The 21,136-nt window shown below is 62.1% G+C and carries 23 protein-coding genes and 1 pseudogene; 17 read left to right on the top strand and 7 right to left on the bottom strand.

Going from position 1 to position 21,136, the window contains the following annotated elements:
• Positions 1 to 57: 57 nt before the first annotated feature.
• The 7 genes and pseudogenes from ACK3BK_RS06430 to ACK3BK_RS06400 all read left to right on the top strand — a co-directional run bounded on the left by ACK3BK_RS06430 (position 58) and on the right by ACK3BK_RS06400 (position 4,356).
• Entirely contained in the window at positions 58 to 591 is a 534-nt protein-coding gene (locus tag ACK3BK_RS06430) for an Rnf-Nqr domain containing protein (protein ID WP_411383939.1), read from the top strand.
• Positions 588 to 1,349, top strand: a pseudogene (locus ACK3BK_RS06425) (RnfABCDGE type electron transport complex subunit B); the annotation flags it as partial. The gene ACK3BK_RS06430 and the pseudogene ACK3BK_RS06425, both read left to right, overlap by 4 nt.
• Positions 1,350 to 1,353: 4 nt before the next feature.
• Entirely contained in the window at positions 1,354 to 2,325 is a 972-nt protein-coding gene (locus ACK3BK_RS06420; protein WP_186668504.1) for an RnfABCDGE type electron transport complex subunit D, read from the top strand.
• Positions 2,322 to 2,924 carry an RnfABCDGE type electron transport complex subunit G gene (locus ACK3BK_RS06415; RefSeq protein WP_186711509.1) on the top strand — a complete coding sequence of 201 codons (603 nt, stop codon included), beginning with the start codon at positions 2,322 to 2,324 and terminating at the stop codon, positions 2,922 to 2,924. Before ACK3BK_RS06420 ends, ACK3BK_RS06415 begins: the two co-directional genes overlap by 4 nt.
• A complete protein-coding gene (locus tag ACK3BK_RS06410; protein ID WP_411383938.1) occupies positions 2,917 to 3,438 on the top strand; it encodes an Rnf-Nqr domain containing protein in 522 nt (173 codons plus the stop codon). Before ACK3BK_RS06415 ends, ACK3BK_RS06410 begins: the two co-directional genes overlap by 8 nt.
• Positions 3,439 to 3,442: 4 nt before the next feature.
• Positions 3,443 to 4,081: an endonuclease III gene (gene nth, locus ACK3BK_RS06405; protein WP_411383937.1), complete on the top strand. Its 639-nt coding sequence runs from the start codon at positions 3,443 to 3,445 to the stop codon at positions 4,079 to 4,081.
• 104 nt (positions 4,082 to 4,185) lie between these two features.
• Positions 4,186 to 4,356, top strand: coding sequence for a PA3496 family putative envelope integrity protein (locus ACK3BK_RS06400; protein WP_186668510.1), 171 nt, complete (start codon positions 4,186 to 4,188; stop codon positions 4,354 to 4,356).
• 39 nt (positions 4,357 to 4,395) lie between these two features.
• On the opposite strand, the gene ACK3BK_RS06395 is transcribed toward ACK3BK_RS06400, so the two are convergent.
• A complete protein-coding gene (locus ACK3BK_RS06395) occupies positions 4,396 to 5,022 on the bottom strand; it encodes a response regulator transcription factor (protein ID WP_186668512.1) in 627 nt (208 codons plus the stop codon).
• A 376-nt stretch (positions 5,023 to 5,398) separates the two neighbouring features.
• Between ACK3BK_RS06395 and ACK3BK_RS06390 the strand changes: the two genes are divergently transcribed.
• Complete coding sequence (locus ACK3BK_RS06390) at positions 5,399 to 5,833, top strand: hypothetical protein (protein ID WP_186668514.1); 435 nt, start codon at positions 5,399 to 5,401, stop codon at positions 5,831 to 5,833.
• Between the two features lie 62 nt (positions 5,834 to 5,895).
• Here the strand turns inward: ACK3BK_RS06390 and ACK3BK_RS06385 are convergent, their stop codons facing one another.
• The gene (locus tag ACK3BK_RS06385; RefSeq protein ID WP_054891789.1) at positions 5,896 to 7,113 is read right to left on the bottom strand and encodes an argininosuccinate synthase; all 1,218 of its coding nucleotides are present in this window, start codon (positions 7,111 to 7,113) and stop codon (positions 5,896 to 5,898) included.
• Between the two features lie 128 nt (positions 7,114 to 7,241).
• Positions 7,242 to 8,234, bottom strand: coding sequence for a flagellar protein MotY (locus tag ACK3BK_RS06380; protein WP_411383936.1), 993 nt, complete (start codon positions 8,232 to 8,234; stop codon positions 7,242 to 7,244).
• A gap of 130 nt (positions 8,235 to 8,364) precedes the next feature.
• On the opposite strand from ACK3BK_RS06380, the gene pyrC reads away from it, so the two are divergent.
• Entirely contained in the window at positions 8,365 to 9,411 is a 1,047-nt protein-coding gene (pyrC, locus tag ACK3BK_RS06375; protein WP_186668518.1) for a dihydroorotase, read from the top strand.
• Complete coding sequence (gene rnt, locus ACK3BK_RS06370) at positions 9,408 to 10,082, top strand: ribonuclease T (RefSeq protein ID WP_186668520.1); 675 nt, start codon at positions 9,408 to 9,410, stop codon at positions 10,080 to 10,082. Before pyrC ends, rnt begins: the two co-directional genes overlap by 4 nt.
• 84 nt (positions 10,083 to 10,166) lie before the next feature.
• On the opposite strand, the gene ACK3BK_RS06365 is transcribed toward rnt, so the two are convergent.
• Entirely contained in the window at positions 10,167 to 10,769 is a 603-nt protein-coding gene (locus ACK3BK_RS06365) for a peroxiredoxin (protein WP_054891793.1), read from the bottom strand.
• A 214-nt stretch (positions 10,770 to 10,983) separates the two neighbouring features.
• Here ACK3BK_RS06365 and ACK3BK_RS06360 point away from each other — a divergent pair, with 214 nt between their 5' ends.
• Together ACK3BK_RS06360 and bfr are read left to right on the top strand one after the other, a co-directional pair.
• Positions 10,984 to 11,205, top strand: coding sequence for a bacterioferritin-associated ferredoxin (locus ACK3BK_RS06360; RefSeq protein ID WP_186668522.1), 222 nt, complete (start codon positions 10,984 to 10,986; stop codon positions 11,203 to 11,205).
• A 202-nt stretch (positions 11,206 to 11,407) separates the two neighbouring features.
• Positions 11,408 to 11,881 carry a bacterioferritin gene (bfr, locus tag ACK3BK_RS06355; RefSeq protein WP_054891795.1) on the top strand — a complete coding sequence of 158 codons (474 nt, stop codon included), beginning with the start codon at positions 11,408 to 11,410 and terminating at the stop codon, positions 11,879 to 11,881.
• Between the two features lie 71 nt (positions 11,882 to 11,952).
• Here bfr and grxD read toward each other — a convergent pair whose 3' ends face one another.
• Positions 11,953 to 12,288, bottom strand: coding sequence for a Grx4 family monothiol glutaredoxin (gene grxD, locus ACK3BK_RS06350; protein ID WP_136913238.1), 336 nt, complete (start codon positions 12,286 to 12,288; stop codon positions 11,953 to 11,955).
• A 116-nt stretch (positions 12,289 to 12,404) separates the two neighbouring features.
• Entirely contained in the window at positions 12,405 to 14,513 is a 2,109-nt protein-coding gene (locus ACK3BK_RS06345; RefSeq protein ID WP_186668524.1) for a molybdopterin oxidoreductase family protein, read from the bottom strand.
• 366 nt (positions 14,514 to 14,879) lie between these two features.
• Here ACK3BK_RS06345 and argF point away from each other — a divergent pair, with 366 nt between their 5' ends.
• Positions 14,880 to 15,800 carry an ornithine carbamoyltransferase gene (gene argF, locus ACK3BK_RS06340; RefSeq protein WP_186668526.1) on the top strand — a complete coding sequence of 307 codons (921 nt, stop codon included), beginning with the start codon at positions 14,880 to 14,882 and terminating at the stop codon, positions 15,798 to 15,800.
• Positions 15,797 to 16,906: an ABC transporter ATP-binding protein gene (locus ACK3BK_RS06335; protein WP_186668528.1), complete on the top strand. Its 1,110-nt coding sequence runs from the start codon at positions 15,797 to 15,799 to the stop codon at positions 16,904 to 16,906. The genes argF and ACK3BK_RS06335 overlap by 4 nt, the downstream gene beginning before the upstream one ends.
• 20 nt (positions 16,907 to 16,926) lie before the next feature.
• Here the strand turns inward: ACK3BK_RS06335 and ybaK are convergent, their stop codons facing one another.
• Entirely contained in the window at positions 16,927 to 17,397 is a 471-nt protein-coding gene (gene ybaK / locus ACK3BK_RS06330; protein WP_186668530.1) for a Cys-tRNA(Pro) deacylase, read from the bottom strand.
• A gap of 305 nt (positions 17,398 to 17,702) precedes the next feature.
• Between ybaK and ACK3BK_RS06325 the strand changes: the two genes are divergently transcribed.
• The 3 genes from ACK3BK_RS06325 (at position 17,703) to glpR (ending at position 21,044) form a co-directional block, all read left to right on the top strand.
• A complete protein-coding gene (locus tag ACK3BK_RS06325; RefSeq protein WP_411383935.1) occupies positions 17,703 to 18,554 on the top strand; it encodes an MIP/aquaporin family protein in 852 nt (283 codons plus the stop codon).
• 65 nt (positions 18,555 to 18,619) lie between these two features.
• A complete protein-coding gene (gene glpK / locus ACK3BK_RS06320) occupies positions 18,620 to 20,119 on the top strand; it encodes a glycerol kinase GlpK (protein ID WP_065863094.1) in 1,500 nt (499 codons plus the stop codon).
• A gap of 169 nt (positions 20,120 to 20,288) precedes the next feature.
• The gene (gene glpR, locus ACK3BK_RS06315) at positions 20,289 to 21,044 is read left to right on the top strand and encodes a DNA-binding transcriptional repressor GlpR (RefSeq protein WP_065863095.1); all 756 of its coding nucleotides are present in this window, start codon (positions 20,289 to 20,291) and stop codon (positions 21,042 to 21,044) included.
• The last annotated feature ends 92 nt before the right edge of the window (positions 21,045 to 21,136 follow it).

Genomic DNA, 21,136 nt, shown 5'->3' with positions numbered 1-21,136 from the left:
TTCCAATGCCTGCCCCCTTGCCGGATAATCGTTCCATCCCCGGCCCTCGGCACCTCCATGAACGATTTCGTCCTGGTTCTGGTCAGCGCTGCGCTGGTCAATCACCTGATCCTGCACAGCGGCACGCCCGACCGCGCACGCCTGCACCTGCTTGGCCTAAGCAGCGCACTGTCGATGCTGTTGCTGGTGCCCGCGGCCCTGTTGCTGCGCCAGCCGCAGTTCGAAGGCCTGGAACCGCTGCTGGGCTTGTCATGGCTGGCAGTGCTGGCGTGGGGCATCCCGACGGCATTGACGCGCTTGCGCCCTCATTGGCCTACACAGAATCTGCCGACGCTGCTGCTGAGCAATGTCGCGGTGCTAGGCTTGCTGTTGCACATGGCCACATCGCAATCCCGTCCAGCCGCCACTGTCGCCTGGGCGCTGGGCCTGGGAATGGGGTTCTGGCTGGCACTGGCACTGTTCGACGACCTGCGCCAACGTCTCGATCATCCTGATGCGCCCCGCGCCTTTCGCGGCCTGCCGATCGAACTGATAGGTGCCGGGATCATGGCCATGGCCTTTTCCGGCTTCAACGGACTGTTCACACAATGAACCTGATTCAACGCATCGACGCCCTGCTACCGCAGACCCAGTGTGGCAAATGCGATCACGCAGGCTGCCGGCCTTACGCAGAAGGCCTCGCGGCGGGCGAAGCGATCAACAAATGCCCGCCTGGCGGCAGCGAAACCATTGCCGCCCTGGCCCAACTGCTGCTGGTGCCAGTGATCGCCCCGGACCCCGAGCGCCGTGCAGCGCCTGCGCAGGTCGCGTTCATCCGCGAAGCCGAGTGCATCGGCTGCACCAAGTGCATACAGGCCTGCCCGGTAGATGCCATCGTTGGCGCCAGCAAGCTGATGCATACCGTGATCGCCAGCGAATGCACCGGCTGCGACCTGTGCCTGGCGCCCTGCCCGGTCGATTGCATCGAGCTGCTGCCACTGCCGGACAACCTGGTGCCGATCGTTGGCGGGCTGGCGCAGACCGCCGAGCACCTGATCGCGCGCAGCCATCGTCGCAATCAGGCACGACTGCGCCACGAGCAACGAGCCGCACGTCTGCAGCGCGAAGAGACACGACGCCAGGCCGAGCGCCAAGCCCGGGCTCAGCGCAGCACCTACGCCCAAGGGACTGCCCAGGAAAGCGCACTGAAGCGGGCCAAGGTCGCGGCGGCGATGAGCCGCGCGCAGTTGAACGCTGTACGTAGCGCCCTGGGCGCGACAGCGGACCAGACACAGCTTGCGCAAATCCAGCGACTGGAGGCGGCAGCGCAAGAAGCGCAGCAACAGCTGGACGTTCTGCTGGCCGGACCGGGCCATGCAGGCGCCTGACCGCCGACAGCGCAACGCCATGGGCCTTGTGCTGCTGGCCTGTGTTCCCGGCCTGTTGTGCCTGCTCTGGCTGCAGGGTTGGGGCGTGCTGTTCAACCTGCTGCTGTGCAGCGCAACAGCACTGACCTGCGAATCGCTCTCGCTGTATCTGCGTGGTCAGCCAATACGCCCCTTCCTCAGCGATGGCAGCGCCCTGGTCAGCGCCGTGCTACTGGCAATCGCCCTGCCCGCACTGGCGCCCTGGTGGCTGCCGATAACCGCTGCGCTGGTGGCGATCACCTTGGGCAAGCACGTATTCGGCGGCGTCGGCCGCAATCCCTTCAACCCGGCCATGCTGGGATACGCCTTCGTGCTGCTGAGTTTCCCGCTGCAGATGACCCACTGGCCGGCGGGCCACCTCGACCTGACCGACAGCCTGAGCCTGGTGTTCGGCCACGGCACGCAGATCGATGCCTGGGCCCGCCCCACGGTACTCGACGTGCTGCGCCACAACCGCAGCCTGACCCTCGACGAGCTGTTCGCCAGTAACTCAGGCTTCGGTAACCTCGGTGGGCGCGCCAGCGAATGGATCAATCTAGCGTTCCTGCTGGGCGGCGTGTTCCTGCTGCAGCGTCGCGTATTCAGCTGGCATGCCCCAGCGGGACTGTTGGGTGCGTTGCTGGTCGTCAGCCTGCTGTGCTGGAATGGTTCAGGGTCGGACTCCCACGGCTCACCGTTGCTGCACCTGTTCAGCGGATCGACCATGCTTGCAGCCTTCTTCATCGCCACCGAGCCGGTGTCCGGCCCTCGCCTGCCGCTGGCCCGTCTGCTATTCGGCATCGGCTGCGGATTGCTGATCTACTTGATTCGCACTTGGGGCAACTACCCGGACGGCACGGCCTTCGCAGTGCTGCTGATGAACCTGGGAGCACCGGCGCTCGATCGCATTGCAGCCCGACGCCAGGCACTCGCCTCATGAACGCCAGAGTGCGCGACCTGCTCTTGCTTGCCTTGGTCACTACCCTGGCCGTTGCCGCCACCCTGGCCTGGCGGCAGTGGACCGCGGCCCCCATTGCCGATGCCGCACGAGAGCTGCAAGAACAACAATGGCTCGCGGTGCTGCCCCCGCAACGGTACGACAACGCTCCCCTGCAAGCGCCTCTGCCGATCGCCAGCGCTCAACTGCAGCACAGTCAGCTATTGGGCGGCTACCGCGCAACCCTCGCCGGCACGACCAGTGCCATCGTGCTGCGCAGCCAGATCCAGGGGTATGCGGGGCCCATCATGCTGTCGATCGCCATCGATCCCAATGGCCGCCTGATCGCTACCCGGGTGCTGATGCAGGAAGAAAGCCCAGGGCTTGGCGGTCAACTTGGCGACCCCGCGAGCCACTGGCTTGAGCAATTCGACCGGCAGGGCGCAGCGGCCAACTGGGCGCTGAAGCGCGATAAGGGCGACTTCGACCAGTTGGCAGGTGCCACCGTCACCTCACGCGCAGTAATGGCGGCCTTGCAGGACGCTCTGCGCTACTTCGATGCACAGCGCAGCAGCCTGTTGGAGCACACCAGCGATGAATAGATTCTGGCTCCTGGGCAGTGCCCTGGCTCCCCTGCTGGGCGCCACCCAGACCCTGGCGAACGCGCTGGCAATGGGATTGTCCGCCCTGTTGCTGGTACTCGGCCACCAGGCGCTGATGCGACCTCTGCACCGCATGATCGGCGCGCCGCGGATTATCGTCAGCCTGATACTCGCCGCCGCCCTGGCGAGCTGCCTGCAATTGGGCCTGAACGCCTGGGCCCTGCCCCTTGCCCTGAGCCTCGGCCATTACCCTGCCCTGCTGAGCCTGCACTGCCTCGCGGTGGATGCGCTGGCACCGCACCCTGGACGCTGGTCGGCGCTCATCCGGCACCTGCTTGGCCTGACGGGCCTGTGCCTGATACTGGGCGCCTGCCGCCAATGGCTGGGACAGAGTGCCGGCATCCACCTGGCGAACCTGGCACCCGGCGCATTGATACTGCTCGGCCTGCTCCTGGCCTTGTACAATCGCCTGCGTCCGGCCCCTGCCACCTCAAGCCGTCAAGGAACGCTTTGACCCCATGAATGCCGCCAAACGCCTGGAGATCTTCCGCAGGCTGCACGAAGACAATCCTGAACCCAAAACCGAACTGGCCTATACCACGCCCTTCGAATTGCTGATCGCCGTCATCCTTTCCGCACAGGCAACGGATGTCAGCGTCAACAAGGCGACCGCGCGGCTCTACCCTATCGCCAATACGCCCGAGGCTATTTATGCCCTGGGGGTGGAGGGTTTGAGCGAATACATCAAGACCATCGGCCTTTACAACAGCAAGGCGAAGAACGTCATCGAGACCTGCCGCTTGCTGATAGAGCAACACGGCAGCGAAGTCCCGCAAACCCGTGAAGCACTCGAGGCACTGCCCGGCGTGGGGCGCAAAACGGCGAACGTGGTGCTCAATACAGCCTTCCGCCAACTGGCCATGGCGGTCGATACTCACATCTTCCGCGTCAGCAATCGCACCGGCATCGCGCCGGGCAAGACGGTACTGGACGTCGAGAAGAAGCTGATGAAATTCGTACCAAAGGATTACCTGCTCGACGCCCACCACTGGCTCATCCTCCACGGCCGCTATGTCTGCCAGGCCCGCAAGCCACGCTGCGGCAGCTGCAGGATCGAAGACTTGTGCGAGTACAGGGGCAAGACCTCTGACGATTGAGGCAATAGCGAAAAATCAACCAATTCGATTGAAAAAATCTTTTTTACCGACTCCGTGATTCTCGCTATAAGGACGGCCAATGGCCCTTTGGCTTGGAGTGACACATGAGCACCGATAAAGACGAGCTAATCGAAGACGACTTCCCTGCGCAGGACGAAGACGAACCTCAGGTAGAACCTGCAAAGACCAACCTCAGCAAGCGCCGCACCATCGACAATCTGTTGGAAGAGCGGCGCCTGCAACGGCAGCTGGCTGATTTCGATTACGACCTGTAGCCCTGCGAAAAAGCCTCCCGCAAAGGAGGCTTTTGTGTTTCAGGCCAAGCCATGACGCTGGGCCAGCTCGATCAGGTCGACCAGTGACCGAGCATTGAGCTTGAGTAACAGCCGGGTCTTGTAGGTGCTGACCGTCTTGTTGCTGAGAAACATGCTGTCAGCGATCTCCTTGTTCGTACGTCCCCTCGCCAGCTGTTGCAACACCATCATTTCGCGTCCCGAAAGGCGTTCGACCATCTCCGTCTCACTTCCGCCACTGACACCACTGCGGGTCTTGTGCAACGCCTGGTTGGGAAAGTAGCTGTAGCCCGACAGCACGGCCTTTATTGCACTGAGCAGCTCGGTCAGTTCCTGCTGTTTGCACACATAACCTGCGGCGCCGGCCTGCATGCAACGCATGGAAAAATGCCCCGGCGCCTGCGATGTCAGAACCAGCACCTTGCTGCCGGGACTGGCAGCAGTCATCCGCGCGATCACTTCAAGCCCGTCGAGTTTGGGTATGCCGATATCGAGCACCACGATATCCGGCAAACACTCTCGAGTCAGTTGCAGCGCATCCACTCCATTGTCCGTTTCCGCCACCACTTCATATCCATGCCGCTCCATCAACATACGTACGGCCAAGCGAATGACCGGATGATCATCCACGATAAGTACTTTATTCATGGGATATCCATTGATCCATTATTCTAGTTGTGACGCGCCAAGATAACCGAGCCAATAGCGTAATGGCGCAGCCATTCCCTGACAGAGGGCATTCAAAGATGAAACTTACATCGTTAATAGAAACTTCCTACATTCATTGCGTGACTCGAATCGATGTCCATCCGTTCGACCAGATGCTCGTGAAAGCTAGCATGAACCGGGAAAGCAGCAGGTGGGGATAGCGCTTCAAAGCGGTGGGATATTTCTACCTTTTGATAAAGAAACATTTATCACCCGCCATATAAGCGGGAATACTTTACTGGTGAGGAAACAGCAGACATTTTCCACGGGGCGCCAGAAGCGATACAGATGCGCTAACGCCAGGAGATCGAATGCCATGAACAGTCCCGCAAAGATCACACCCTTGGGAATTATCGCCATCTTCGCTAGCATCATCGAAGCGTCGGCGCTCGCCTCGCTACCGTTCCTGAATCCAGAGAGCCAGGCCATTTACACCTGGTTTCTAATGGGGTTCCCCTTCTTTCTGACCGTCCTGTTCTTCCTGACCCTCAACTTCAACTGCGAATCGCTCTACATTCCGGAACACAGGGCCATACACCCGCCACTCGACGATCGTGGCGACAGCGAAGCAGCCACGGTCATCACTCTGCCAGGGCAGGATGTGCGCCAAGCCATCGAAACCCAGATCCTGCCCGAGTTGATTCAACCCCCGCAGCGCGAGCGCCGCTGGACGCTCTACAACCTGAGCGCCCACTCCTGCATTCAGCTGTCGGTGCGGGCCATCAAGAAAGGAGAAAAGGTTGCGCTGTAGGTACAGGAAGGCAAAAAAAAACCCGGCCAACAATGACCGGGTTTCTCACCACATACCGACACTCAGAGCAGCGAACGGCCCTTGTTGGCGGCAATGCGCATGCGCAGTGCGTTGAGCTTGATGAAGCCTGCGGCGTCCGCCTGGTTGTAGGCGCCGCCGTCTTCCTCGAAGGTCGCGATGTTGGCGTCGAACAGCGAGTCATCCGACTTGCGGCCCACCACGGTAACATTGCCCTTGTACAGCTTCAGGCGTACGACACCGTTCACATTGGTCTGCGAAGCGTCGATCATCTGCTGCAGCATCAGACGCTCAGGGCTCCACCAGTAGCCGGTGTAGATCAGACTGGCGTACTTGGGCATCAGCTCATCCTTCAGGTGAGCGACTTCGCGGTCCAGAGTGATCGACTCGATGGCGCGGTGGGCACGCAGCATGATGGTGCCGCCAGGCGTCTCGTAGCAGCCGCGCGACTTCATGCCGACGTAGCGGTTCTCGACGATGTCCAGGCGACCGATGCCGTTGGCACCACCGATGCGGTTGAGATCTGCCAGCACGGTGGCTGGGGTCTTCTCGACGCCGTCGATGGCGACGATGTCACCGTTGCGATAGGTCAGCTCGATGTAGGTGGCCTGGTCAGGCGCGTTCTCCGGAGAGACGCTCCAACGCCACATGTCTTCCTCGTGTTCGGTCCAGGTATCTTCCAGGACACCACCTTCATAGGAGATGTGCAGCAGGTTGGCGTCCATCGAGTAGGGCGACTTCTTCTTGCCGTGGCGCTCGATCGGGATACCGTGCTTCTCGGCGTAGTCCATCAGCTTCTCGCGGGACAGCAGGTCCCACTCGCGCCATGGTGCGATGACCTTGACCCCTGGCTTGAGCGCGTAGGCGCCGAGCTCGAAGCGGACCTGGTCGTTACCTTTGCCGGTGGCACCATGGGAAATGGCATCGGCGCCGGTTTCGTTGGCGATTTCGATCAGGCGCTTGGCGATCAGCGGACGAGCGATGGAAGTACCCAGCAGGTACTCACCTTCATACACGGTGTTGGCGCGGAACATCGGGAAGACGAAGTCTCGCACGAACTCTTCGCGCAGATCGTCGATGTAGATTTCCTTGACGCCCATTGCCTGCGCCTTGGCACGGGCCGGCTCGACCTCTTCGCCCTGGCCCAGGTCAGCGGTGAAGGTCACCACTTCGCAGTTGTAGGTGTCTTGCAGCCACTTGAGAATCACCGAAGTATCAAGGCCGCCGGAATACGCCAATACGACCTTTTTTACGTCCGCCATGCCATCACTCCACGGGGTTGTACGGAAAGCCGTCGATTCTACCGACCTCGGTGAAGAATTTACAGTGGGGCGACAGCTTGTGATGACAAAGCGACAGGAAATGTCGTGAGCGCGACCCGTCGCCGCACTCAGGCTTTCTTCGCGCCCGCTGGCAATGCCGGGGGCGGAGCCTGAGTCGTCGGCACCGGCGCCGCAGGCGCGTGTGCTGCAGGCTGGGCCGGGGCGGTGGGCGCCGCGTCGTGAGGTTTCTCCACGGGCTTCTCGATCGGCGTGACGCGGTCGAGCTGAATGTTCACCCGACGGTTGCGCGCCCGGTTGGCGGCCGTGTTGTTCTTGGCCAAGGGATAGCGCTCACCGTGGAAGCGCACGGTGATCTGCTCGTCCGGCACGCCATGGGCCTTGAGGTACTCAGCCACCGCCAACGCACGACGCCGCGAGGCATCGCGGTTGGTCAGGCGATTACCGCTGTTGTCGGAATGGCCGTCGAGTTCGATGTGATTGACCGTAGGATCGGCCTTCAGGTAGTCGAGGATCACGTCCAGACGCGCACGGGCCGCACTGTCCAGATCGAAACCGGTGCCGGGGAACGGCACCTGGGTCTGGCGAATCTGGTCATAGTTCATCGGTAGCAGTTTCGCGGCACACACTTGGTAATCGCCATAGGCCTTGGCGAAACTCACCGGCAGTACATGCACCTCCATCGGCCGCCCGCCCTCGCCGGCATAGTTGCGCACCACCGTACTGCGACCGTCCAGCAGACCATTGATCAGCCGGCTGGCCTGGCCCTGCGAAGAGCTGAACAGCACGCCATTGCGGCTCATGCGCACCGCACCCAGGTTGATGTCGCCACGCCCGGGCTGCCATGGGGCAGCGGCGGCCAGCAGCGTTGCGGAACCTGCGCCCAACGCATTGCTGTCCGAGCGCAGCTGGAAGACTGGCTGCTCGCCTGCACGACGCACGAACTCACCGCTGCCGAAGCCGTCGATCGGCTGGATCAGCCGACACTCGAACTGGTCGCCCTCGACCTTCCAGGCGATGTTCTCCATGCGGGTCTGGAAGGTGAGTGCCCCAGCCGGCAGGCTGGCACACAGGCTGAACAGGAGTAGGTAACGCTGGCGCACGGGCGGCTCCACAGATTCTGACGGCTTACCTGCAGGCTATCGGACGCTCGTCCGAAAACTTGATAGCCGTGCTGCCCACTGGGTTTTCCGGTAGCATTGACGCCTGAGTTCGAACCGCCTGGAAACCCCAATGTCCGATCGCCTGACCCTCCTGCGTCCCGACGACTGGCACATCCATCTGCGCGATGGTGCTGTGCTGCAACATACCGTCGGCGACGTGGCGCGCACCTTCGCCCGCGCCATCATCATGCCCAACCTGGTTCCGCCGGTACGCAACGCCACTGAAGCCGACGCCTACCGCCAGCGCATCCTCGCCGCCCGTCCGGCCGGCAGTCGCTTCGAGCCGCTGATGGTGCTGTACCTGACCGACCGTACCAGCCCCGAGGACATCCGCGCAGCCAAGGCCAGCGGCATCGTCTATGCCGCCAAGCTTTATCCGGCCGGTGCCACGACCAACTCCGACTCGGGCGTGACCAGCATCGACAACATTTTCCCGGCGATCGAGGCACTGGCCGAGACTGGCCTGCCGCTGCTGGTCCACGGTGAAGTGACGCGCTCGGAGATCGACGTGTTCGACCGCGAAAAGCGTTTCATCGACGAGCACATGCGTCGCCTGGTCGAACGCTTCCCGACACTCAAGGTGGTGTTCGAGCACATCACCACCAGCGATGCCGCGCAGTTCGTCACCGAGGCGCCAGCCCACGTCGGTGCAACCATCACCGCCCAGCACCTGCTGTACAACCGCAACCACATGCTGGTCGGCGGTATTCGCCCACACTTCTATTGCCTGCCGATCCTCAAGCGCAACACCCACCAGGTGGCATTGCTGGACGCGGCCACCAGTGGCAATCCGAAGTTCTTCCTCGGCACCGACTCGGCGCCACACGCCAAGCACGCCAAGGAAGCTGCCTGCGGCTGCGCAGGCTGCTACACCGCCTACGCGGCGATCGAGCTGTACGCCGAAGCCTTCGAACAGCGTAACGCCCTGGACAAGCTGGAAGGTTTCGCCAGCCTGCATGGCCCGGCGTTCTACGGCCTGCCGGCAAACACCGACACCATCACCCTGGTGCGCGAGGACTGGACCGCCCCGGCGAGCCTGCCGTTCGGCGACACCACCGTGGTTCCGCTGCGCGCTGGCGAAACGCTGCGCTGGCGCCTGCTGGAGGACAACGCGTGAGCGAAGACCTTTACGATGACGACCAGGACGGTCAGGTAGGCAGCAGCTCGCGCCACCCGATGGCCGAGCGCTTCCGTGGCTACCTGCCGGTGGTCGTGGACGTCGAGACCGGCGGCTTCAACAGCGCCACCGACGCGCTGCTGGAAATCGCCGCCGTCACCATCGGCATGGACGAGAAGGGCTTCCTGTTCCCGGAACACACCTACTTCTACCGTGTCGAGCCTTTCGAAGGCGCGAATATCGAAGCGGCGGCGCTGGAATTCACCGGCATCAAGCTGGACCACCCGCTGCGCATGGCCGTGAGCGAAGAAAGCGCGCTCACCGATATCTTCCGCGGCGTGCGCAAAGCGCTCAAGGCCAATGGCTGCAAGCGGGCGATCCTGGTCGGCCATAACAGCAGCTTCGACTTGGGCTTCCTCAACGCCGCGGTGGCGCGCAACGATCTCAAGCGCAACCCCTTCCACCCGTTCTCCAGCTTCGACACCGCGACGCTGGCGGGGCTGGCCTATGGTCAGACCGTACTGGCGCGGGCCTGCCAGAGTGCCGATATCGACTTCGATGGGCGCGAGGCGCATTCGGCACGTTACGACACCGAGAAGACCGCCGAGCTGTTCTGCGGGATCGTCAACCGCTGGAAAGAGATGGGCGGCTGGCGCGACTTCAACGACTGAGTCGAAATCCTGGGGTGCGCAGCGCTCCAGGATGCCAGACACAAAAAAACCGGCCACATGGGCCGGTTTTTTTACGCGTGGCGATTACAGCTTGCCAGCGTTCTCGCTCAGGTAGGCCGCAACACCTTCCGGCGAAGCGTTCATGCCCTTGTCGCCTTTCTTCCAGTTGGCCGGGCAGACTTCGCCGTGCTCTTCGTGGAATTGCAGGGCGTCGACCAGACGCAGCAGCTCGTCCATGTTACGGCCCAGTGGCAGGTCGTTGACGATCTGCGAACGGACAACGCCGTTCTTGTCGATCAGGAAGGCACCACGGAAGGCTACGCCGCCTTCGGACTCGACGTCGTAGGCCTTGCAGATTTCGTGGGTGATGTCGGCCGCCAGGGTGTACTTGACCTGACCGATACCGCCGTTGTTGACCGGGGTGTTACGCCAGGCGTTGTGGGTGAAGTGCGAGTCGATCGACACGCCGATCACTTCCACGCCACGGGCTTCGAAGTCAGGAATGCGGTTGTCCAGGGCGATCAGCTCGGACGGGCAGACGAAGGTGAAGTCCAGCGGGTAGAAGAACACCAGGCCGTACTTGCCCTTGATGGCCGAAGCCAGGTTGAAGCTGTCGACGATCTCGCCGTTGCCCAGCACGGCTGGAACGGTGAAGTCCGGGGCTTGTTTACCAACGAGCACGCTCATTCGTTATCTCCTGATGATGGTGAAAAACCGTTGCCCGGGCGAGGCTTGCACGCCCGGCATCCAACAAAGGCCGACCATCATACACGGCTTATCGTGACAGGCCGAATCGAACCACCGGTCGCGGGAAGATGAAGCTTTCTTCAAGTGCTTTGACAAGCATTCTCATTACCATTAAGCTCCACCCCATCGACTCAACCAGCGATGGTCTGACCTTATGTATGTATGTCTCTGCGTCGGCGTAACCGATGGACAGATCCGTGATGCGATCTACGAAGGATGCTGCAGCTACAAGGAAGTCCGTGCCGCCACCAACGTCGCCAGCCAGTGCGGCAAGTGTGCGTGCCTCGCCAAGCAGGTGGTCCGTGAAACATTGACAGACCTTCAGCTCAGTCAAACGGCCGCCCTGCCTTATCCGGTAGAATTTAACGCCGCCTGAAACACCCCGATTTTGAAGAACCGGACCTCGTGTCCGGTTTTTTTATGCCTGTAATTCAATAAGTTAGCCTTCGAACGCGGTTCACAAACATTCTTATTCCTATTAATTTTCACTTATTATTCAAGAACTTAGGTTTGACACGCGAAGTTGTCGGGCTCAAACTTCCTGCATTGGCACACTTCTACAGGGCAGGAACCCGATCATGAAAGGCGACGTAAGCGTCATCCAGCATCTCAACAAGATCCTCGGAAACGAGCTGGTCGCGATCAACCAGTACTTCCTGCACGCACGCATGTACGAAGATTGGGGCCTGAACAAGCTCGGCAAGCACGAGTACAAGGAATCCATCGACGAGATGAAGCACGCTGACAAGCTGATCAAGCGTATTCTCTTCCTCGAAGGCATCCCCAACGTCCAGGACCTGGGCAAGCTGCTGATCGGCGAGCACACCAAGGAAATGCTCGAGTGCGACCTGAAGATCGAGCAGAAAGGCCTGGTTGACCTGAAAGCCGCCATCGCGCACTGCGAAACGGTCGGCGACTTCGGCTCCCGCGAATTGCTCGAAGACATCCTCGAGTCCGAGGAAGAGCACATCGACTGGCTGGAAACCCAGCTGGGCCTGATCGACAAGATCGGCATCGAGAACTACCTGCAGTCGCAGATGGGCGAAGAATAAGCCTCCCTGGATAGCACCCATGAAAAAGCCCCGCCTAGGCGGGGCTTTTTCATGCCGGCGGTAAACCTGGATCAGGCCTCGGAAGCCTTGGCCTTGGCGGCTGCTTCCTTGATCAGGGTCTGCAGCTCACCCTTCTCGAACATCTCCAGCATGATGTCGCTGCCCCCCACCAGCTCACCACCTACCCACAGCTGAGGGAAGGTTGGCCAGTTGGCATACTTGGGCAGGTTGGCGCGGATTTCCGGGTTCTGCAGGATGTCGACGTAGGCGAATTTCTCGCCACAACCCATCACAGCCTGCGAAGCACGGGCCGAGAAGCCGCACTGCGGGGCATTCGGCGAGCCTTTCATGTAAAGCAGAATGGTGTTGTTGGCAATCTGCTCTTTGATTGTTTCGATGATATCCATGGAGCACCTCGGCTGAACTTTCCGACACGGTCGTCGGCACGGTGACGCATTGTATCGGAAAGCCGAGTGTCGTGCTTGGTAATGGACCTGGGGCGTCAAGCCGCCCCATTTCGCAATCAGGCCGCCTCCACCTGCACCGGTACTCCATTGAGCGCGGCATTGCCCGACAACGCATCGCGCAGCCGTTCATCGGTCAGGTCATTGGCACTCACCCCCGGCTGTGCGTGGGCAATCTGCAAGCGAACACCCTGGCGACCATGCCCGTAGCCATGCGGCAGGCTGACCACCCCGGGCATCACCTCTTCACTGGCCAGAACCTGCACCTCCAGGCTACCGGTACGCGAGCGAACCCTTACCCATTGCCCGTCCTCGAGCTGGCGCTGCTGCAAGTCCTGCGGATGCATCAGCAATTGGTGCCGTGGCTTGCCTTTGACCAGGCGATGGAAGTTGTGCATCCAGGAATTGTTGCTGCGCACATGCCGACGGCCAATCAGCAACAACTGGTCGTGCGCCATCGGCACCTGCCGCGCCAAGCGCTGGAGATCGTCGAGCAGCACCTGTGGCGCGGCCTGCACAACCTGACCTGGGGTACGCAGCCGAGCAGCAAGATTGGGTTGCAACGGCCCCAGGTCGAGTCCATGAGGGTAGGCGTCCAGCGCCTGCAACGACAACCCCCATGGCGACGCCTCGCCGCGCGGGCCTTTGCGCAGCGCCAGGTCGATCATCTGCGCCGGAGGCAGGGTCGGCTTTAACTCGAGCGCCGCACGCTCGGCGAACGCCCGCGCCAGCCCGACAAAGATCTCCCAATCATGTAGCGCCCCCTCTGGCTTGGCCAGGATCGCTCGGTTGAAACGGGTGACGTTGCGCACTGCCAGCAGGTTGAAGGTGCTGTCGTAGTGATCGTTTTCCAGCGCCGACGTGGAAGGCAGGATCAGGTCGGCGTGGCGCGTGGTTTCATTGATGTACAGGTCGATGCTGAGCATGAACTCAAGGCCCGCCAGCGCCCCGTCGAGCTGGCGGCCGTTGGGCGTGGACAACACCGGGTTGCCGGCGACGGTCACCAGCGCCCTCACCTGACCTTCGCCGGGTGTCAGCACTTCCTCGGCCAACGCCGCAACTGGCAGCTCCCCGCCGTACTCCGGCAGGCCAGAGACCCGGCTCTGCCACTGGTTGAAGTGACCGCCCGAGGTACTGGCGACCAGGTCAACCGCAGGCTCGGTGCACAGTGCCCCACCTTGGCGATCGAGGTTGCCGGTGACCAGATTGATCAGTTGCACCAGCCAATGGCAGAGCGTGCCGAAGGTCTGGGTGGAGACACCCATGCGCCCGTAGCACACGGCACTGCCGGCCGCAGCGAAATCGCGCGCCAGCTGGCGAATCTGCCCGGCCTCGATGCCGCACAGCGGGCTCATGGCTTGCGCCGTGAAGGGCGAGATCGCCTCGCGCACCTGCTCGAGCCCATCGATCGGCAGATGCGAGCCGCGCGCCAGGTTTTCACTGAACAAGGTGTTGAGCAGGCCACACAGCAACGCCGCATCACCGCCAGGACGGATGAACAGATGCTGATCGGCCATCGCCGCCGTTTCACTGCGTCGGGGGTCGATCACCACCAGCCGCCCGCCGCGGGCACGCAGCGCCTTCAAGCGTTTTTCCACGTCCGGCACGGTCATGATGCTGCCATTGGACGCCAATGGGTTGCCGCCGAGGATGAGCATGAAATCGGTGTGGTCGATATCGGGGATCGGCAGCAGCAGGCCATGGCCATACATCAGGTGGCTGGTCAGGTGCTGGGGCAACTGGTCGACGGAGGTGGCGGAAAATCGGTTGCGCGTCTTGAGCAGCCCCAGAAAGTAGTTGCTGTGAGTCATCAACCCGTAATTGTGCACGCTGGGATTGCCCTGGTAGACCGCCACGGCGTTGCGCCCATGCGCCTGCTGGATGCTCCACAAGCGTTCGGCAGCCAGCGCAAATGCCTCATCCCAGGCGATTGGCTCCCAGCGCTCCCCCACGCGCCGATGAGGCTGGCGCAAGCGGTCAGGGTCTTCCTGGATGTCCTGCAGCGCCACCGCCTTGGGACAGATGTGCCCACGGCTGAACGGATCCTGCGGATCGCCCTTGATCGCGCTGATCGACGCCCGCCCATCGGGCGCATGGCTGACTTCGATGTTGAGGCCGCAGATGGCCTCGCACAGGTGACAGGCACGGTGATGCAGGGTCTTGGTCATGGCCGCCTCTGCCTTGTTGTTCTGGAAGCTCCGACTATGCCCCCGGCCGATCACCGATGCCACGCCGCTTAGTCGTGTGAATCGGACGTCATCAGGCACACGATTCGCGACACGGCGTTTGCCAAAGCCCTGCCAAGCCGTGTACAACCCCCTGTAGAAAATAAAAAACAGACCTTCCACAAGGGTTTACGACACCCTTTGAAACAGCCCCGCTGTTTCCCCTCTTGGTTTCAGGCGACATTTAATTATAGTATTGCGCCTTTCCCTATTCCGTCCGCCCCGTGCGGCTTACGCCGCAGGTCACTCCCGTTGTCAAAAAAAACCATACGGTCGACCTGCAAACCGTTGCAGATAAGGTAGTCAATCATGAGCACCAGGCACTTTCTCTCCCTGCTGGATTTCACCGCTGACGAATTGCTCGGCGTGATCCGTCGAGGCATCGAGCTGAAGGACCTGCGCAAGCGAGGCGTGCTCTTCGAACCCCTGAAGAACCGCGTGCTGGGCATGATCTTCGAGAAGTCATCGACCCGCACCCGCGTATCGTTCGAAGCGGGCATGATCCAGCTCGGCGGCCAGGCGATCTTCCTGTCCCCGCGCGACACGCAACTGGGTCGCGGCGAGCCGATCAGCGACAGCGCCATCGTGCTCTCGAGCATGGTCGACGCGGTGATGATCCGCACCCATGCCCACAGCACCCTGACCGAATTTGCCGCGCATTCGAAGGTGCCGTTGATCAATGGCCTGTCCGACGAATCGCACCCCTGCCAACTGCTGGCCGACATGCAGACCTTCGTCGAACACCGTGGCTCGATCCAGGGCAAGACCGTGGCCTGGATCGGTGATGGCTTCAACATGTGCAACTCCTACATCGAGGCGGCCCGCCAGTTCGATTTCCAGCTGCACATTGCCTGCCCGGAGGGCTACGAGCCCGATCCACGCTTCCTCGAGCTCGGTGGCGAGCGCGTTCGGATCATCCGTGATCCGAAGGAAGCGGTACGCGGTGCGCACCTGGTGACCACGGATGTCTGGACTTCCATGGGTCAGGAAGAGGAAACTGCACGGCGCCTGGCGCATTTCGCGCCTTACCAGGTCACCCGCGAACTGCTCGACCTGGCGGCACCCGACGCCCTGTTCATGCATTGCCTGCCCGCCCACCGCGGTGAGGAAATCAGCCAGGACCTGCTCGACGACCCACGTTCGGTCGCCTGGGACCAGGCAGAGAACCGCCTGCATGCACAGAAGGCCCTTCTTGAATTCCTTGTAGAACCGGCTTACCACCACGCATGAGTCAACCCCTGCTGCTCAACCTGCGCAACCTCGCCTGTGGCTATGGCGAGCAGCGCATCGTCCAGAACCTCAACCTGCACCTGAACGCAGGCGACATTGGTTGCCTGCTGGGGTCATCGGGTTGCGGCAAAACCACCACCCTGCGCGCCATCGCCGGCTTCGAGCCGGTGCATGACGGCGAGATCCAGCTGGCCGGAGACGTCATCTCCCGAGCAGGCTTCACCCTCGCCCCCGAAAAGCGCCGGATCGGCATGGTGTTCCAGGACTACGCCCTGTTCCCACACCTGACCGTGGCACAGAACATCGCCTTCGGCATCGGCAAGCATCCGCGCCAAGGCGAAGTGGTCGAGGAAATGCTCGAGCTGGTCAAGCTCGGCGGTCTGGGCGCACGCTACCCCCATGAACTTTCCGGCGGCCAGCAGCAGCGCGTCGCCCTCGCCCGCGCGCTGGCGCCAGAGCCGCAATTGCTGCTGCTCGACGAACCGTTCTCCAACCTCGATGTGGAGTTGCGCCGACGCCTGAGCCACGAGGTGCGCGACATTCTCAAGAGCCGCGGCACCAGCGCAATCCTGGTCACCCACGACCAGGAAGAAGCCTTCGCCGTCAGCGATCATGTCGGCGTGTTCAAGGAAGGTCGCCTGGAACAATGGGATACGCCCTACAACCTCTATCACGAGCCACAGACGCCGTTCGTGGCCAGCTTCATCGGCCAGGGCTACTTCATCCGTGGCCAGATGAGCAGCCCGGAATCGGTGAACACCGAGCTCGGTGAACTGCGCGGCAATCGTGCCTACCTGATGCCGGTGGGCAGTTCGGTGGATGTCCTGCTGCGTCCGGACGACATCGTGCACGCACCAGACAGCACGCTGCGCGCGCGCATCAATGGCAAGAGCTTCCTGGGCGCCTCGACGCTCTATCGCCTGGAATTGCCCACCGGTAGCCAGCTGGAGGCGATTTTCCCCAGTCATGTCGATCACCAGGTCGGCCAGGACGTAGGCATCGCCGTAGCGGCTGACCATCTGGTGCTGTTCGCCGTACCGGGAAGTGTCGCGGCGCAGTTGCAGATACAGGAAAACGGCGTGCGCCGCTACAGCTCGGCGACCTGAAGCCGCTTTCCTGCACGCCCTCAGCCTCTGCCGATCCCGGCAAACGTGCCCTGGGTATGCTCGGCCAGCACCGCGGCTGCCAGCTCCACCTCGAGCCCGCGCCGTCCGGCGCTGACATGAATGCTGGCGAACTGCTGCGCCGACTCATCGATGAAGGTGCGCAGGCGCTTCTTCTGCCCTAAAGGGCTGATGCCACCGACCAGATAACCCGTGGCCCGCTGGGCCGCGGCAGGGTCGGCCATCTCGCACTTCTTTACCCCCGCAGCCTGGGCGAGCGCCTTGAGATCGAGCGTGCCGATCACCGGCACCACTGCCACCAGCAACTCACCTTTCTCGCTGCTGGCCAGCAGCGTCTTGAACACCTGCTGCGGATCGAGCCCGAGCTTCTCGGCGGCTTCCAGGCCATAGGAGGCGGATTTGGGGTCGTGTTCGTAGCTGAGCACGCGATGTTCGGCGCGCGCCTTCTTCAGCAGGTCGAGTGCGGGGGTCATGTACAGCTCCAGTCAATGACAGCTTGCCGGCTACTTTAGGGCAAATCCCGGGGGCCAGCCAGCGGACTTCGGGGCGTGCACCGGACCTGTGCAGGCAGGTTCATGTTCGTGGGTCAGAATGTGGCCGACCGTTCACTTTCGACCTTTGACATCAGCGTTTCTTGTCTATATTTTTTCGTTTATGAAGAAAATGCGCACATAAATAGTGCACACCCGTACACTCGCCGGTCGTTCATGGGGATGGACAACCGGCGTCGACACCCGAGCGCCCAGCGCCTCACAACAACAAGAACCGAAGGTCCTACATGACGACAGCTCTACGACAACCAACGCTTTCCGGCCAGTGCATGGCCGAGTTCCTGGGTACAGCATTGCTCATCTTCTTCGGTACCGGTTGCGTGGCCGCGCTCAAGGTCGCGGGTGCCAGCTTCGGACTCTGGGAAATCAGCATCATCTGGGGTGTCGGCGTCAGCATGGCGATCTACCTCAGCGCTGGCGTTTCCGGTGCGCACCTGAACCCGGCCGTCAGCATCGCGCTGACCCTGTTCGCCGGTTTCGACAGGCGCAAACTGCCTTTCTATATACTCGCCCAGGTCTGCGGCGCGTTTTGTGGTGCGGCATTGGTCTACACCCTGTACAGCACGCTGTTCTTCGATTTCGAACAGGCGCACAGCATGGTCAGGGGCAGCCAGGCCAGTCTCGAGCTGGCGTCGGTGTTTTCCACCTATGCGCATCCGTCGCTGTCCATCGGCCAGGCGTTCTTGGTTGAAGTAGTGATCACTGCCATTCTCATGGCCGTGATCATGGCGCTGACCGATGACAACAACGGCCTGCCGCGTGGCGCCACCGCACCGCTGCTGATCGGCCTGCTGATCGCGGTGATCGGCAGCGCCATGGGGCCGCTCACCGGCTTCGCGATGAACCCGGCACGGGATTTCGGGCCCAAACTCATGACATTCCTGACGGGTTGGGGCGAAATTGCCTTCACGGGTGGACGGGACATTCCCTACTTCCTGGTTCCGGTGTTCGCACCGATCCTCGGCGCGTGCCTGGGGGCTGCGGGCTATCGCGTCCTGATTGCCCGCAACCTGCCGACGGCCGACGCCACGAACCCACAGACAGATGCTGCTACCCAGGGCGATACTCAAACTTCCTGAGACCGGCGCTGCGCGATCTCGCCCGCCCTCCTTGACTCACTCCCTTTTCGTGCAAGGCAACGACCATGACAGACACCCAGGATAAGAACTACATCATCGCCCTGGACCAGGGCACCACCAGTTCGCGGGCGATCATCTTCGACCGCGACGCCAATGTGGTCGGCACCTCCCAGCGCGAGTTCGCCCAACACTATCCGCAAGCTGGCTGGGTCGAACACGACCCGATGGAGATCTTCGCCACGCAGAGCGCGACCATGGTCGAGGCCCTGGCGCAGGCAGGCCTGAGCCACGCCCAGGTGGCAGCGATCGGCATCACCAACCAGCGCGAAACCACCGTGGTGTGGGACAAGGAAACCGGTCGCCCGGTATACAACGCCATCGTCTGGCAGTGCCGCCGCAGCACCGAGATCTGTGCCCAGCTCAAGCGTGACGGCCACGAGCAGTACATCCGCGAAACCACCGGCCTGGTCACCGACCCATACTTCTCCGGCACCAAGCTCAAGTGGATCCTCGACAACGTCGAAGGCGCCCGCGAACGTGCCGAACGGGGCGAACTGCTGTTCGGCACCGTCGACAGCTGGCTGATCTGGAAATTCTCCGGCGGCAAGGTGCACGTCACCGACTACACCAACGCCTCACGCACGCTGATGTTCAACATTCACACCCTGCAATGGGATGACAAGCTGCTGGACATCCTCGGCATCCCGCGGCAGATGCTGCCCCAGGTGCGCCCGTCCTCGGAGGTCTACGGCCACACCAAGAGCGGTATCGCCATCGCCGGTATCGCCGGCGACCAGCAGTCGGCGCTGTTCGGCCAGATGTGCGTGGAGCCGGGCCAGGCCAAGAATACCTATGGCACCGGCTGCTTCCTGCTGATGAACACCGGCGACAAGGCCGTCACCTCGTCCCATGGCCTGCTCACCACCATCGCCTGCGGCCCTCGTGGCGAAGTGGCCTACGCCCTCGAAGGCGCAGTGTTCAACGGTGGCTCCACGGTCCAGTGGCTGCGCGACGAGCTGAAGATCGTCAACGACGCGCTCGACACCGAGTACTTCGCCAGCAAGGTGAAGGACAGCAACGGCGTCTACCTGGTGCCTGCCTTCACCGGCCTCGGCGCCCCCTACTGGGATCCGTACGCCCGCGGCGCGCTGTTCGGCCTGACCCGTGGCGTCAAGGTCGACCACATCATCCGTGCCGCCCTGGAATCGATCGCCTACCAGACCCGCGACGTGCTCGACGCCATGCAGCACGACTGCGGCCAGCGCCTCTCGGAGCTGCGCGTGGACGGTGGCGCGGTGGCCAACAACTTCCTCATGCAGTTCCAGGCCGACATCCTCGGCACCTGCGTGGAGCGTCCGAAAATGCGCGAAACCACCGCCCTCGGCGCCGCCTACCTGGCAGGCCTGGCCTGTGGCTTCTGGAGCAGCCTCGACGAGTTGCGCGACAAGGCGATCATCGAACGCGAGTTCAGCCCGCAACTGGATGACGCGCAGAAAGAAAAGTTGTACGCGGGCTGGAAGAAAGCCATCGAGCGCACCCGCGACTGGGAAGATCACGAAGGCTGACGTCAGCCTCTCACTTGATCCGTTCAGGAACGGCCTTGCACGCCCGATCGCGGCGCAAGGCCGCTTCCACAGAAGTACCAGCACAGGCTAGCGACAACAGTCTACTGGTCGTCATCCCCTTCCTACGGCATCATTGCAGCATTTGTCTGGCAGCTCCAAAGGACCGCCCATGAATCTGCCCCCTCGCCAACAACAAATCCTCGAACTGGTGCGCGAACGCGGCTACGTCAGTATCGAGGAAATGGCGCAGTTGTTCGTCGTCACGCCCCAGACCATCCGTCGCGACATCAACCAGCTCGCTGAGGTCAACCTGCTGCGCCGCTATCACGGCGGTGCCGCCTATGACTCGAGCGTCGAGAACACCGCCTACGCCATGCGCGCCGACCAGATGCGCGACGAGAAACAACGCATCGCCGAGGCCGTCGCCCGGCAGATCCCCGATCACGCCTCGCTGTTCATCAATATCGGCACCACCACCGAATCCATCGCCCGGGCCCTGCTCAACCACAGCCACCTGAAGGTCATCACCAACAACTTGCACGTGGCGTCGATCCTCGGTGCCAAGGATGACTTCGAAGTCCTGGTGGCAGGCGGTACGGTTCGCCGTGACGGCGGTGTGGTGGGGCAGGCCAGCGTCGACTTCATCAGCCAGTTCAAGGTCGATTTCGCCCTGGTCGGCATCAGTGGCATCGACGAAGACGGCAGCCTGCTGGACTTCGACTACCAGGAAGTACGGGTATCCCAGGCCATCATCGCCAATGCCCGGCAGGTCATCCTTGCTGCCGACTCCAGCAAGTTCGGGCGCAACGCCATGGTGCGCCTGGGCTCGATCAACCTGATCGACTGCCTGGTGACCGACCAGCATCCCACTCCCACGCTCACGCAACTGCTGAACCAGTACAAGATCCGCCTGGAAGTGGTCTGAGCGCGCACCGCTGCACCTCGCCGGTGGTGATCCGCCGGTGAGACAGCGCCATGGAATGTTCACTAATGTTCACTTTATTGCCATCTGATCAG

Origin of the sequence: Pseudomonas sp. L7, assembly GCF_046605565.1 — a bacterium.
Lineage (GTDB): Bacteria > Pseudomonadota > Gammaproteobacteria > Pseudomonadales > Pseudomonadaceae > Aquipseudomonas > Aquipseudomonas wayambapalatensis.
Note: the sequence above shows the minus strand (reverse complement) of the source record. Positions and strands in the feature narration are given on the sequence as shown.